The following is a 14412-nucleotide window of genomic DNA, read 5'->3' on the forward strand; positions in this document are numbered from 1 at the left end:
TTGGTAATTCTTTATTTGTTATGCTCTTTTCTTTCAGAATTTGTTTTGCAATGTTCCCGATGCTTTCAAGTATTCGATATAGCTTAGGTAGAGTTGGAAATGCGCATCTACTTTAGTCTCGTAAGCTTGTTGCCATAACGCTTGTGCTTCCAAATGGTCGGATAGGTTTTCAAGTCCTACTTCATATTGGCTTTTGCTTACTTTCATGTTTTCTTCGGCCTGCTCCAGAGCACGGTTAGAAAGTTCACATTCCAGACGGGCTTCATCCAGATTGTTGGCGGCTTGTGTCAATTCCAGCAGCATCTGCTCGTTCATATTCTCTTGTTCCAGCCGGGATTGTTCTAATTTGGCCTTGGAGGCACGCACTTTGTTGCTCCGTTCGCCAAAGTGGAAAAGTGGGATACTCACATTCAGAAAGACAGAAAAACTGCCTTTATCCAGTAGTGTCTGATCGTTCAGCTCTAATCCGTGAACGTAGTCATAAGAACCTTTGATACCGACTTTGGGTAATAATTCACTGCGATTTAGTTTTACTTGTTGCTGTGCAATAGCTACTTGTTTGCTCAATATACTATATTCGGGGCGGGCGGCAATGTTTGTTATTTGAACTTCCACATCTTGCTCTATCTTTGGAAAATCAGCCGATACGGCTATATCCGTATTTAGTGGTTTCCCAATGAGGTGACAGAGGTTCATTGTGGCCAGTCGTAGTGCATTTTCCGCTTTCCGGATATTCAGTTCGCTTTCATTTAGCTTTACTTGTACTTTTAAAACGTCATTTTGGGGCTTTAGCCCGTGTTTATGTGCGCTTGCAACGTTCTTGTGTAACTCTGTAAGCACAGTATTGTACATGTCGGCTACTTTTTTTATTTCTTTGGCCTTTACTACTTGTGCATACGCTTGGTCCGTTTTTAGGATAACGGTGGTTGCAGTCAGTGTTTCATTCATTTGCGCCATTTCTTTTCCTAATACAGACATTTTATAGGCAGCACTGATTTTTCCTCCCATGTAGAGTGGTTGTTCCATTTGGATACCTCCCATGTAGATTGCTCCTATTTTGTAGTTCAAATCGATACCGGGAAAATAGGCAAAGCCGCCGTTAGGCAGAAATTGTCCGGTAGCATCCGGCAAGAAAACCGGTAAGTTGCCGCTGCCGGAACTGTAACCGCCATCTGCATTGCTGTATATTCCGGTTCCATTGGCTGTAAAATTAGGAAAGAAATTACCTTTGTAGCTCTTTACGGTGTAAAGTGCACTTTCTGTTTGGCGGATGGAAGCCGCCATCTCTTTATTATACTTCAATGCCATTGCTCTGCATTGCTCCAAACTCAGCATTTCTTGTGAGAAAAGCGACGGGCAGGACAGAGAACATATTGTAATAATTATAGATATTCGTTTCATTCGTTTGTCTTTTTTATGTGAAAGAATAATGCATATAGAACAGGGATAAAAAGCAGGGTTATCAGCGTTCCGAATAATAAACCGCCCATGATAGATGCTGCCAGTGAACCAAACATTGCATCTGACAATAGTGGAATCATTCCGAGAATAGTAGTCAGAGAAGCCATCATTACCGGACGAAGGCGGCTCTGGGAGCTATCGATTAAAGCCGTAACAGGTTCTATTCCCTTATTGATTTGCAATGTGATTTCGTCCATTAATACGATGCCGTTTTTGATAATCATACCTATTAGCCCCAGTGTGCCTACAATGGCCACGAAATTGAATGTTTTCCCTGTAAGCAGCATGATAGCCACTACACCGACAAAAACTAACGGAATGCAACAGAAGATAATGAGCGGTTTACGATAATCCTTAAACAGCATGATCAGAATGGCTATCATCAGGATAATTGCCAACGGGAAGTTTTTGAATAAATATTTCATGGATTTGGTGCTGGCTATCTTTTCTCCCTGCCAGCAGAGTGAATATCCCTCGGGCAACTGTATCTTTTCAATTTCACGGGCAATGGCCAGTCGTGCCTGTTCCGTTTCCAATCCCGGAGCAGGAGAACATTGTACACGCAGATTTCTTTGCCCGTTATATCGGGGCACTACGGGATCTTCCCATCTGACATCGATACCTTTACTGATTTGCTTGAGTGGGGTACTTCCCATCAGTTTTTCTACCAGTTCTTCTTTAGAAAGTGTGCCGGCTTTTAACTTTACCATTGTTTCTTCATTCAATAGTCCGTTCAAAGAAGGCAATGATGAGAATACTTGTGCATTACTCAAATCTTCAATGGGATGACCTTTTTCGTCGAGGCATTTGAGGTAGATATTGTTTTTGTGAATGCCTTCATAAAAGGAACCGATAGGAATTCCGCCTGTGGCAGAAAGTAAAGAAAGACTGACATCGTTCCGGCTGAGCCCCAACGCGCGAGCCGTAGGCTGATCGTATTCTATGGTAAGTACCGGAACCGAGGGTTCCCAGTCTGAAGTGATAAGACATACTTCCGGAGCCTTTTCCATGATACTGCGGGCACTGTCTGCCAATTGGCGTAATATTGCCGGGTCGGGGCCTAAGAACTGTGCTTCAATAGGATATTTTTTGAACATCAGGTTATACCGTTTTAATTTGACGTAGGCATCCGGATATTGTTGTGATAAATAATTTTGAATTTCATCCAGATTACTGACAAGCTCTTCGGGGGATATAAAATCGATAATGAGTTCACCGTATGCCAAGGAGGGGTTGGCAACACTGCGTACCAGATTGTAACGTCCCGGTGTTCCTCCTATGGAAGTCGTGATATGTGTAATCTCTTTACGGCCTTTCAGGTAATTTTCGATTTCTGCCAGATCATGGGCTACACGCGTGGAATTGGTTCCTTCCGGCAGCTTGTATTCCATATAGAGCTGATCGTAGACCATATCGGGAAAGAATCCCTGACGCATGTATCCGTAGCCGAAAATAGAAAGGGCTAACAGGCCGATCATGGCAAATACGAAACTCCAGCGATGGGCAAGGCCGAACCGTAAAGAGGTACGTAGAAAAGCATAAATACGTCCTTTATATTCACGTTTTCCCGAATTACTGATTTCTACGTTCGGGTGTAATCCGCGGTCTGCCATCAAGGGGACATGAATTAATGCCAATACCCAACTCAGTAAAAGGGAGACTGCCAGGACTATAAAAAGATCACGGGTATAAACTCCTGCCGTGTCGGGTGACATATAGATGGGGAGGAATGCGATAATGGCAATGAGCGTGGCGCCTAGAAGTGGCATAGCTGTCTGTCGGCCAATAGCGGTCATTGCTTCCATCCGGCTCTTGCCGGCTTTGAGATCTACCAATATACCATCGATAATGACAATGGCATTGTCGACCAACATACCCATAGCCAGTACAAATGCTGCTAAAGACACACGCTGCATCGTTCCCCCTGCAAAATGAAGGAAGAGAAACGAACCGAAAACCGTGACAATTAAGCTGATTCCTATGATGAGACCGCTCTTAAATCCCATGGCTATCATCAGAATCAAAACAACAATGGCTACGGATTCTATCAAATTGATGATGAAAGTGCCTAATGAATCGCCTACACGTTCCGGTTGATAAAAAACTTTATGATATTCTACACCGGCAGGCAGGTGGTGACTTTGGAGTTTGGCTAATGTTGTTTCCACCTCTTTGCCTACTTTAATGATGTCTGAACCACTGGAAGCTGCAATCAGAATGCCGAGCGCCCGTTCCCGGTCGTAGAACATTTCATTACGTGTCGGGGTTTCATAGTCTTTTTCAATCTGTGCAATGTCCCGCAGGCGAAGTTGATCGTCGTCATGCCCTTGAATAAGCATTTTGCCGATATCTTCTACTGTCTTGAATTTATCGTTTACCATTACCCGAATGCGATTCTTGCCATTTTCGTAATAACCGGTATAGGTGGTTTGGTTTTGTCCGTTGAGTGTGGCAAGAACTTCGGCGGGTTTAACTCCTAAGTTGGCCATGCGATCCTGTAATAAGGATATATTGATACATTCGGCGCGTTTTCCGTATAGCTCCACCCGGTCTACTCCTTCCAAGTCGCTGACCTCTCGTTTGATCAGTTCTGCATAATCAGATAATTCGCGATCGGAGAGCCCGTCGCCAGTCAAGGCATAAAATATACCGTATACATTGCCGAAGTCATCTTTTACAACCGGCGTGCTTACCCCTTCGGGAAGGGAAGCACGGGCATCATTTACCTTGCGGCGTAGCATGTCCCAGCATTGCTCCACATCTTCATCGTTGACGGTGCTTAGCAGTTCGATTTGTATAAGAGAAAGGTCATTGTAGGAATAACTTTCTACATTATCTATATTGCCCATAGTACGGATGCTCTTTTCGAGCACATCCGTTACTTCCAGTTCTACCTGATGAGCCGATGCTCCCGGATAAGTGGTTACTACCATGGCCAGTTTTACTTTTATTTCCGGATCTTCCAGTTTACTCATTTCATAACATGAATAAGCACCTCCAAATAGTAAAACGGTCACGAAGAAATAGATCAGATTCCGGTTCTGGAATGCCCATTTACTTATATCCATTATAGCAATCCTCCTATATTTGTTTTTGTGGAATGTGGTAAAGGTTTTACCTTTTCACCGTCTTTAATGTGATGTACTCCGGATGACACGACCCATTCGCCCGGTTGCAAATTATCTGATGTAACAATACTGTGTCCGTTGCTAAGCAAGCGTATGACAGTAATTTTACGGCTATGAACGGTGTGGTCGATGGAGTCGTAGGCAAACACGTATGTTTGTCCTTCTTTTTGTAGGATGGCACCTTGAGGAACAGATAAGGAATGTGTCGCATCCGTATCGCAATGAATAGTAACCATGGCATTCATTCCGGGAGAGGGAAGCGGTTGCTCGTTCGGAATCAATTGCAGGCGCATCGTATACAATTGGTTGGCGTTTGCTTTGGGAGTAATGCTGATATATTTCATCGGATAAACTTTATCCGGATAAATGTCGAATGTGCAGTGATAGCGAAGAAATTGTTTGCGACGGATGTATTCTGCTGCCGGAAGGTTTATTTCTACTTCGGGTGTTTCACTACTGATCATGGAGATTACAGGCATTCCTGCTCCGATGGTTTCATGCTCATTGAACAAGTGTTTTTGCACATACCCGTCAAAAGGAGCGTATAGACGGGTATAGCCCAGCTGGTCTTTGTGGTGCTGATACTTGGATGTTATCTGTTTCAGGCCATAGACTGCCTTGTCATAGGTATTGGGAGTCGTTCCATTCTCTTGGTAAAGGGCGATTACTCTTTCTGCTTCGGCTTTGATTTGTCTGTACTCTGCTTCTGTGGCATCCAACTGCACTTGATAGTCGGTAGGATCGAGTTCTGCCAGCAATTCTCCTTTACGTACATGTGTGCCGTTTTCGACACATATTTTACGGATGGTTCCGCTTACCCTGAAAGCAATATTGATATCTTGGGCAGCTTTTACTTTTCCGGGAAACTGCAAAATAGTTTGTTCGCCGGCGGAAGTGACTGTGTCTGTTTTTACTGTCTGCAACTCTTGTTTTTCCTTTGTACGGCCGGTACAGGAAATTGATAAAAATATGCAGATACCGGATAAAATGAGATAAAATTGTTTCATAACTTAAGCATGTTGATTTGTGAATACAAAATTATTCCGACCGGACAAGACAGAAAAGGTTAATATGAATAATAAATTGTTCGATTTGTCTATTTTTTAACTGAATGATAGGTCTGTATTTGGCGATTTGTATTTATTTTGCGCTGAATATATAAATAGAAGAAAATGTTTAATCAGCAAATACCTTTTGAATTTGCGTTACTTTCCTGCGGTGATACTGCACAAGTTGTTAAAACAGGACAGATTATTTCAACAATAAATAAATGCGGATTCTTTCTTTGTCGGCAGGGAGAGATAGAAATATCTTTGCAGGAGAAATCGTATATAATAAAACGGGGTGATCTCTACATTTATATTCCTTCTACTTTGGTGCGGCTTTTACATAAAAGTGCGGATGCAGAGGGTATTATGGTTGGAGTCGATTTGGATTATGTGATCCCGATTGTCAATAAAGTGACTAATGTAGAGAATCTGTTGTTTATCAGAGAGTATCCGTGTGTTTCTCTATCGGATGAACAATATATACATTTGGAAGCTTTGCTTGAGAACTTGCAAAACAGAATCTGTTTGGAAGAGTGTTCGGATATGGGCATACAGCGCCGTCGTCTGACATTGGAACTTGTCAAATCTATGGGGCAGACTATCTGTTATGAGGTTCTGAACATCTATTTTACCAATCGACCGTTGCAACCGTTGTCGCAGAATAAAAAAGATGTGGTTTTTCAGCATTTTATGTTATCTCTGTATCGCTTTTATCGTAAAGAACGCGATGTTACCTTTTATGCCGGGTTGCAACATCTTTCCCCGCGCTATTTTTCAACTATTGTCAAAGAAAAATCGGGTAGCAGTGCTTCTCAGTGGATTATCCAGATGGTTATCACGGAAGCGAAGCAATTATTGGAAACGTCGGATTTAAGTATAAAGGAGATAGCTACGCAGCTGAATTTTCCGACACAGTCCTTTTTCGGTAAATACTTTAAGCAATATGCCGGTGTATCTCCCAAAGATTATAGGAAAGATGAGTTAGGCAGGCGCAGGTGATTGGCGGCGGAGTTATAATAATTGTAATATTAAACAATATAGAGAAAGTATGAAGAATAATATTTCATGGAAGTTCGGAATAATTGTGGCATTGTTTTTGATTATTTCGTGGCATGGATATGCCACTCATCCCTTGAAAGCTGATTTTGATAAACTGTTGCAAGATAAGCAGGCAACCGTAGGAGTAGCTGTTGTGTCTGATGGGCGCAAGACTTTTACTTACAATAATCAGCATCATTTTCCCTTAATGAGTGTTTTTAAGTTTCATCAGGCATTGGCAGTATTGAATTATCTGGACAGGAAACAATTGCCGTTGACGACGGAAATATTGATTCGAAAAGCGGATCTGCTGCCCGATACTTACAGTCCGTTAAGGGAAGCACGCCCTGAAGGAGGGTTTAAAATGTCAGTGGGTGAGCTATTGAGATATAGCGTGTCGGAAAGTGATAATAATGCCTGTGATATTTTATTTCGCTATATCGGTGGAGTTGAGGTAGTGGATAAATACATCCGTACATTGGGTATCACGGATTTTAAGATTGAGGCAACGGAGGAGGATATGCACGAAGGTTTTAGATATCAATACCTCAATTGGACCACTCCTCTTGCGGCAGTTCGGGCTTTGGAGAAGTTTTGCACGGAAACCTTGTTCCGGCATTCCGGATATAAAGAGTTTTTAGAGAAAATAATGATGGAAACCGTTACAGGGAAGGACAAATTGAAAGCAGGATTACCTCCGGCAGTTGTATTGGGGCACAAAACAGGTTCGTCTGACAGAGACGAATCAGGATTGAAAGCGGGCGATAATGATATGGGTTTTGTTCGCTTACCGGATGGAAGCCGATATAGTATAGCGGTGTTTGTGAAGGATTCCAAGGAGGATGATAAGACAAATGCTGCCCTTATCGCGGCGATTTCTCAAAAGGTATATGAATATTACAGCATATATAAGGAATGAAAGCGCTCTTGTCATTGAAAGATATTTTTTGAGACCTTTCATTAGGAAAAGGGCATTCTATTCTGTTTTTCAAAGAATAATTCTTATCTTTCGGAAATGAAATAAGAGGTGAAATAAGGGATTCTTTGTCGATAGGAAATCGAGATAAATTTGAAACTAAACAATAGGAAACAAACTTTATTATGGAAACTACAGTGTTGATTACAGCTTTTATCCTCATTGGTCTCGGGGTACTTGTAAAGCGTTTCCCGATTCTTATTGCAGGATATAATACTATGTCTAAGGAAGAAAAGATGAATGTGGACGTCAAAGGATTGTCTGCTTTTATGTGTTACAGTCTGGTGGGTATGGGGACGGTTCCTGTACTTGCTTACTACATTTGTTTGGGACTGGGACATGCCGATTGGGCAAGCTATTGTCTTTTCCTTCCTATACTTTATATTCCGTACCTGATAGTCAAGGCGAATAAGTTCGATCACAATCCTCCTAAAAAAAGTACGAAGTACGTGGTTGCTATCAGTGTGTTTACCATCGCAGTGATTGCTGCATTTATGGCGTATGGCATGAATCCGGCTACAATAAAGATCAAGGATGACAGACTGGTCTTTACGGGGATGTATGGAATTACCAGAACTTTTGGAGAGATTGCCGGAGTTCATTTGGTGGATTCTCTTCCTGATATCACTCTCCGGCTCAATGGCCTTTCGATCGGTGGGATCAGCAAAGGTTGGTTTAAATTGAAAGAGGGAGGTAATTGTTTACTGCTGCTTTCTTCTCGTAGCAAACCTTATATTGTGTTTACGGAAAGAACGGGGAAGGAAATCTTCTTCAATTCGACGAACGGTGAAATTACAGAAACTCTGTATCAGGAATTGAGGAAACTGATCCATCAGTAGCAGGGCAATGGCAATAAGGAAAGTAGGGACGATGAATTAACATGGTTAACGGCTTTTTCCAACTCTATTTTCTTGTGAAAAGGAAATGTATTTTATAGATGCAAAGAATAGTATTCTTATCTGTAAGGAAACGCTTTTAACAGCATGTTAAAAGCGTTTCTTTGTTACTAATGAATCATATAGTTTAAATCGTTGGAAATAAGTATTATACCCTTTCTTGATCTCTTTTCTTCCCTTGTCTACTGCTTTGTTTGGGAAGAGGAGAAGATGGGAAACTTGTTATTTTGATAACTATCTTTTTGTTTTTAGAGATAGATTATTTAGCAGAATTGTCCTATGTCATAAACATAAAAAATCCTCCCCGGCAAACCGGAGAGGATTCTTATAGTTTTAATCCCAATTTTTTGAATTTGCTTACTCTTATTCGGCAACTTCTGTTGCAGGAGCTTCTTCTGCCGGAGCAGCTTCTTCCTCTGCGGGTGCATTAGCAGCAGCTTTTGCAGCTTCTTCAGCAGCTTTCTTTTCTGCCAATACTTTAGCTTTTGCTTCGTTTACTTTCTTTTCTGCTTCAAGACGTGCTTTTGCATCAGCTTTCTTAGCTTCTTCTTCTTTAGCTTTCAAAGCAGCAAGACCTGTTTGCTTGTTGTTTTTCCAAGCTTCGAATTTTGCATCAGCTTCTGCTTCACCGAATGCGCCTTTAGCTACACCACCGAGGAGGTGCTTCTTCATGTAAACACCTTCGCGTGAAAGGATGTTACGTACAGTATCGCTGGGTTGTGCACCCTTCAATACCCATGCCAATGCAGCGTCAAAATTCAAATCTACTGTAGCAGGATTGGTGTTTGGGTTATAAGTACCAATCTTCTCAATAAATTTACCATCACGTGGTGCTCTGCTGTCTGCAATTACAATTGAATAGAACGCGTAACTTTTACGTCCGTGTCTTTGCAATCTGATTCTGGTTGCCATTTTTAATAAATGTTTTTAATTAATGATTTGAATTAGTGCTACTAACTCGTAATAGCGGCTGCAAAGATACAACTTTACTTTTGATTGACAAAGTATCCTGCTGATTATTTGTGTAGTGCGATATGGAAGAGCTTATTTCTTTTGGTATTCTTGAGGTGTCATTCCGGTTTTTCTTTTGAAGAATTTACAAAAGAAAGAGGGATTGGGGAAATTTAACTGGTCGGCAATCTGATAGATCAGTAAATCGCTGTGTTTAAGCAAAACTTGTGCTTCGAGTATCACGGCTTGGTTTATCCAGTCCATCACTGTGTGGTGGCTCACTTGATGGATAACGGTATTCAGATAGCGGGGTGTGAGGCATAATTTGTCGGCATAAAATCCGACAGTGCGTTTTTCTTTGCTGTATTCGTTGACTAAGGCGATGAACCGACGGAACAATTCTTCTTGGTGCGAAGGGGCTTGTCCGGTACTGTTTCGTAACTTTCTTTGTATATACCTTATATTATATAGAAGAGCTGTGAGCAGATGTAGAACGACTTCCCGTCTAAAGACCGGTTCTTGCACAGTTTTCCAAATCAGTGAGAAGTACATGCTGATTTCATCCCATTCCTCATCTGTCGGTTTAATTACGATGCCTTGTTGCATATATGAATCGGCCAGGTCTTCTTTATGGGGGATAGGTAGAAAACTGCTGTTGGTAGCAATCATCTGAAAATCGTAGTCGGGAGAAAAATTTATGATTTGGATGATAGAATCCGGTGGAGTAACGATGATCATTTGGGGATCGATATCGTATTCTATCAGATTGACTGATATACGTGCTTTTCCGTGTAAACTGCGGATAATCCGTCCCTCTTTGGCACGATAGGGTTGTCCCGCCTTGACAAGATTACTTTCCAGTTTGGAGGAACTGATGACAATTCCGAAATCGGGGTTTATATATCGATATTCGTTGTTGTGTACAATCAGGCTATGTTTTAATTGCTCGAGCGTTATTTCAAGCGGCTCGTTTTTTTCTTTCATAATAAGACACTCGTATTTCCTACAAAGATAGGATAGAAGAGGGAAAAAATGTGATTTGTACGGGAATAATTTAATATCGGAAGAGTTTTCTTCTTTCTTGTTTTATAAAATCAAGGAAAATCGAACCAATGGAACATCATTACAAACAATTGGAACCTGGTTGTATATTCTATTTCCCTATCTTTGCCGCAAAGAAATTAATAGAGAAAAAGAGTATGAAACGAATGATTCTTTTATTGTCTTTCTTGATGGTAGTGTCATGGATGTACGGACAGATAACTTTGGAGGAGTGCCGGCAGAAAACACAGGATAACTATCCGTTGGTGAGACAATACAGCCTTATTGAAAAAACAAAAGAGTATAATCTGAATAATGCTTCGAAAGGAAATCTGCCACAGTTTTCCCTTTCCGCCAAAGCGAGTTATCAAAGCGATGTGACGGAGCTCCCTGTGAAAATTCCGGGAATAGATATTAAAGGACAGCCGAAAGATCAGTATCAAGTGATGCTGGAGCTGAAACAGAACATTTGGGATGGGGGAGAGATACATTCGAAAAAAGAGAGGATACTTGCATCGTCTGACGTGGAACGGGAAAAGTTGAATGTCGATATGTATGCTCTGAACGAACGGGTAGATCAAATTTATTTCGGCATTCTGTCATTGGATGAGCAGTTGATACAGAATCGTCTGTTACAGGAGGACTTGGAGCGTAGTTATCGGCAGATCAGTGCTTATATGGAAAACGGAATAGCCAATCAGGCTGATCTGGATGCTGTGAAAGTGGAACAGCTTAATACTCGGCAAAAACGGATCGAACTTACCTCGTTGCGACAGGCGTATTTGAAGATGTTGTCTTTACTGACAGGTGAGGAATTGGCGGAAGATACAAAACTGATGAAGCCGTTAGAGAGCGAATACTCGCTGCTGAATGAGATCCGGCGACCGGAGTTGACATGGTTCGATGCACAGAACAATCAACTCGGGATACAGGAGGAGGCTCTGAAGGTTGGCTATCTTCCCCGTTTGGGCTTGTTTGTGCAAGGGGTATATGGCAATCCGGGACTGAATATGTTGAAGGATGAGTTTGCGCCTTTCTATATAGCAGGGGTGCGCTTATCGTGGAATTTTGGAAGTCTGTATACACTGCGGAATGATAAAAAGGTGATAGCCAGTAACCGGCAACAGTTGCAGACAAACCGGGATGTGTTTCTTTTTAACACCCGCTTGCAGGCCACACAACAGAACAGCGATATTGTTTCAATGCGGAAACAGATGCAGGATGACGAAGAAATAATTCGCTTGCGTACCAATATTCGTTTGGCTGCCGAAGCGAAGGTGGCGAACGGTACCCTTACTGTTACCGATATGCTTCGGGAAATCACCTCTGAGAATATGGCCCGGCAAACGAAAGCATTGCACGAGGTACAGTTGTTGATGAACATCTGGAAACTGAAATATACGATAAATGGAGAGTGATATGCCGGTTGAGAGAGACAAATAATAGAAATAATTAAAATATACTTTATATGAAGTCAATGAAACTTATAGGAACTTTTTCCTTACTTTTAATAACTGCCGCTTGTGGGAGTGGCATGCCTGATTATGATGCAACCGGTACGTTTGAAACGACCGAAGTGCTGGTCTCCTCCGAAGTATCCGGAAAATTACTTTGGCTGGATGTAGAGGAAGGTACGGTTTTGGAGGCCGGGCAGCAGGTGGGAGTGGTGGATACCGTTCAGCTTTACTTAAGAAAAAAACAGTTGGAAGCCAGCGTGAAATCAGTTGAGGGCCAACTTCCCGATATTTTGAAGCAGGTTGCCGCTTTGAAAGAAGAGATTGCTACTGCCGAGCGTGAGAAACGTCGTGTGGAGAATCTGTTGAAAGCCGGTGCTGCCAATCAGAAACAACTGGATGACGCCCAAGCCCATCTGGAAGTATTGCAGAAACAACTCGTAGCGCAGGGATCTACTTTGCTTAACAGCCGTGAAAGTCTTACCTGGCAGAGTTCTTCGGTAGGTGTTCAAGTGGCACAGGTGGAAGATCAGTTGATGAAATGTCACATTACATCTCCCATCGCCGGCACGGTACTCGCCAAATATGCGGAAGCCGGCGAACTGGCAACGATGGGTAAGCCGCTGTTTAAAGTGGCGGATATGGAGCAGATGTATATCCGCGCATATATTACTTCCGAACAACTGTCGCAAGTGAAGTTGGGGCAAAAGGTCACGGTGTTTTCCGATTATGGAAATGATGAAAGAAAAGAGTATCCGGGCGTTGTTACTTGGATATCCGACCGTTCGGAATTTACTCCGAAAACGATTCTTACGAAAGATGAACGCGCCAATTTGGTATATGCCGTAAAAGTAGCCGTGAAAAATGACGGGTATCTGAAAATAGGAATGTATGGAGGAGTGGTGTTTGAGAAGGGGAAATAAAAGGAGAGGGGAGAATGGAGAAAGAAGATAGGATGAAGATGGAGGTGGTGGTAGATGGGGTAAGTAAACGGTATGGGAAAGTGGAGGCTTTACAGGATGTCTCTTTCTCGGTGAAGCGTGGTGAACTGTTCGGGCTTATCGGACCGGATGGGGCAGGAAAGAGTACGCTTTTCCGGATTTTGACTACGTTGTTGCTTGCTGATGGCGGTACGGCTACCGTAGGAGGACTGGATGTGGTGAAGGAATATCGGAAAATCCGGCACAAAGTGGGGTATATGCCCGGGCGGTTCTCTTTGTATAAGGACTTGACGGTCGAAGAGAATCTGAACTTCTTTGCGACGGTTTTTCATACTACCATAGAGGAAAATTATGATTTGGTGAAGGATATTTACCAGCAGATAGAGCCTTTTAAGAAACGCCGGGCAGGGGCATTGTCGGGAGGAATGAAGCAGAAGTTGGCTTTGAGTTGTGCTTTGATCCATAAGCCGGACATCCTGTTTCTTGATGAACCGACCACCGGGGTAGACCCCGTTTCCCGTAAGGAATTTTGGGAAATGCTTCGCCGGCTCAAAGAGCAGGGGATCACCATTATAGCTTCTACCCCCATTATGGATGAGGCCCGGCAATGCGACCGTATTGCTTTTATTCACGAAGGACGGATACACGGCATCGATACCCCGGAACAGATTCTGCGCCGGTTTGCCGCTATCCTATGTCCGCCGGGACTGGAACGGGAGGAAACGCATCACGACAACGACTATGTCATTGAAGTGGATAACCTCTGTAAACGATTCGGGAACTTTACTGCCGTGGATCATATTTCATTTAAAGTGAATCGTGGCGAAATCTTTGGTTTTCTTGGTGCCAATGGGGCCGGCAAGACTACTGCGATGCGTATGCTTTGCGGATTGAGCAAGCCGACTTCCGGGCAGGGAGTGGTAGCCGGATTCGACATCTTTACTCATTCTGAGGAAGTGAAAAAGAATATCGGTTATATGAGCCAGAAATTTTCTCTGTACGAGGATCTCAAGGTGTGGGAAAATATTCGTCTGTTTGCCGGTATCTATGGCATGAAAGATAAAGAGATTGCTGTGAAGACGGATGAACTTCTGGCACGCCTTGGTTTTAGTGACGAACGCGATACGCTGGTCCGTAGCCTTCCTTTAGGCTGGAAACAGAAGCTTGCTTTTTCCGTTTCCATCTTTCATGAGCCGAAGATTGTCTTTTTGGATGAGCCTACCGGAGGAGTCGATCCCGCCACCCGCCGACAGTTTTGGGAGCTTATCTATCAGGCTGCCGACCGGGGAATTACCGTTTTTGTTACCACCCATTATATGGATGAGGCAGAGTATTGCAACCGTGTTTCTATCATGGTGGACGGGTGTATCGAGGCGCTCGACACACCTCTTCGGCTGAAGGAACAGTTTCATGCCGATACGATGGATGATGTATTTCAGCAACTGGCCCGCAAGGCTGTCCGTAAAGCAGATTAAGG

At 42.8% G+C, this 14412-nt stretch carries 11 protein-coding genes; 6 read left to right on the forward strand and 5 right to left on the reverse strand.

Going from position 1 to position 14412, the window contains the following annotated elements:
• Positions 1-33 precede the first annotated feature (33 nt).
• From HMPREF1532_RS14975 to HMPREF1532_RS14985, 3 genes are read right to left on the reverse strand one after another with little or no spacing between them, the layout of a single operon-like run.
• Positions 34-1401 (reverse strand): TolC family protein, encoded by a 1368-nt coding sequence (locus tag HMPREF1532_RS14975; protein WP_005931245.1) that lies wholly within the window; start codon positions 1399-1401, stop codon positions 34-36.
• Positions 1398-4529, reverse strand: coding sequence for an efflux RND transporter permease subunit (locus tag HMPREF1532_RS14980; protein WP_005931247.1), 3132 nt, complete (start codon positions 4527-4529; stop codon positions 1398-1400). Before HMPREF1532_RS14980 ends, HMPREF1532_RS14975 begins: the two co-directional genes overlap by 4 nt.
• A complete protein-coding gene (locus tag HMPREF1532_RS14985; protein ID WP_005931248.1) occupies positions 4529-5596 on the reverse strand; it encodes an efflux RND transporter periplasmic adaptor subunit in 1068 nt (355 codons plus the stop codon). Before HMPREF1532_RS14985 ends, HMPREF1532_RS14980 begins: the two co-directional genes overlap by 1 nt.
• Positions 5597-5761: 165 nt before the next feature.
• Between HMPREF1532_RS14985 and HMPREF1532_RS14990 the strand changes: the two genes are divergently transcribed.
• The 3 genes from HMPREF1532_RS14990 to HMPREF1532_RS15000 all read left to right on the forward strand — a co-directional run bounded on the left by HMPREF1532_RS14990 (position 5762) and on the right by HMPREF1532_RS15000 (position 8491).
• Positions 5762-6637, forward strand: coding sequence for a helix-turn-helix domain-containing protein (locus HMPREF1532_RS14990; protein ID WP_005931250.1), 876 nt, complete (start codon positions 5762-5764; stop codon positions 6635-6637).
• A 49-nt stretch (positions 6638-6686) separates the two neighbouring features.
• Positions 6687-7595: a class A beta-lactamase, subclass A2 gene (bla, locus tag HMPREF1532_RS14995; protein WP_005931252.1), complete on the forward strand. Its 909-nt coding sequence runs from the start codon at positions 6687-6689 to the stop codon at positions 7593-7595.
• A 182-nt stretch (positions 7596-7777) separates the two neighbouring features.
• Positions 7778-8491 (forward strand): DUF3784 domain-containing protein, encoded by a 714-nt coding sequence (locus HMPREF1532_RS15000; RefSeq protein ID WP_005931254.1) that lies wholly within the window; start codon positions 7778-7780, stop codon positions 8489-8491.
• A 420-nt stretch (positions 8492-8911) separates the two neighbouring features.
• Here HMPREF1532_RS15000 and HMPREF1532_RS15005 read toward each other — a convergent pair whose 3' ends face one another.
• Complete coding sequence (locus HMPREF1532_RS15005; RefSeq protein ID WP_005931255.1) at positions 8912-9460, reverse strand: 30S ribosomal protein S16; 549 nt, start codon at positions 9458-9460, stop codon at positions 8912-8914.
• A 132-nt stretch (positions 9461-9592) separates the two neighbouring features.
• Entirely contained in the window at positions 9593-10483 is an 891-nt protein-coding gene (locus HMPREF1532_RS15010; protein ID WP_005931257.1) for a helix-turn-helix domain-containing protein, read from the reverse strand.
• A 215-nt stretch (positions 10484-10698) separates the two neighbouring features.
• Here HMPREF1532_RS15010 and HMPREF1532_RS15015 point away from each other — a divergent pair, with 215 nt between their 5' ends.
• Genes HMPREF1532_RS15015 through HMPREF1532_RS15025 form a run of 3 tightly spaced genes read left to right on the forward strand, consistent with a single transcriptional unit; the run spans position 10699 to position 14410 of the window.
• Positions 10699-11958, forward strand: a complete 1260-nt coding sequence (locus tag HMPREF1532_RS15015) for a TolC family protein (RefSeq protein ID WP_025819191.1) — start codon at positions 10699-10701, stop codon at positions 11956-11958.
• A 50-nt stretch (positions 11959-12008) separates the two neighbouring features.
• Positions 12009-12917, forward strand: a complete 909-nt coding sequence (locus HMPREF1532_RS15020) for an HlyD family secretion protein (RefSeq protein ID WP_005931262.1) — start codon at positions 12009-12011, stop codon at positions 12915-12917.
• Positions 12918-12949: 32 nt separating this feature from the next.
• On the forward strand, positions 12950-14410 hold the full coding sequence (locus HMPREF1532_RS15025; RefSeq protein ID WP_044094044.1) for an ATP-binding cassette domain-containing protein: 1461 nt from the start codon (positions 12950-12952) through the stop codon (positions 14408-14410).
• The last annotated feature ends 2 nt before the right edge of the window (positions 14411-14412 follow it).

The organism is Bacteroides salyersiae WAL 10018 = DSM 18765 = JCM 12988, assembly GCF_000381365.1.
Classification (GTDB): Bacteria; Bacteroidota; Bacteroidia; order Bacteroidales; family Bacteroidaceae; genus Bacteroides; species Bacteroides salyersiae.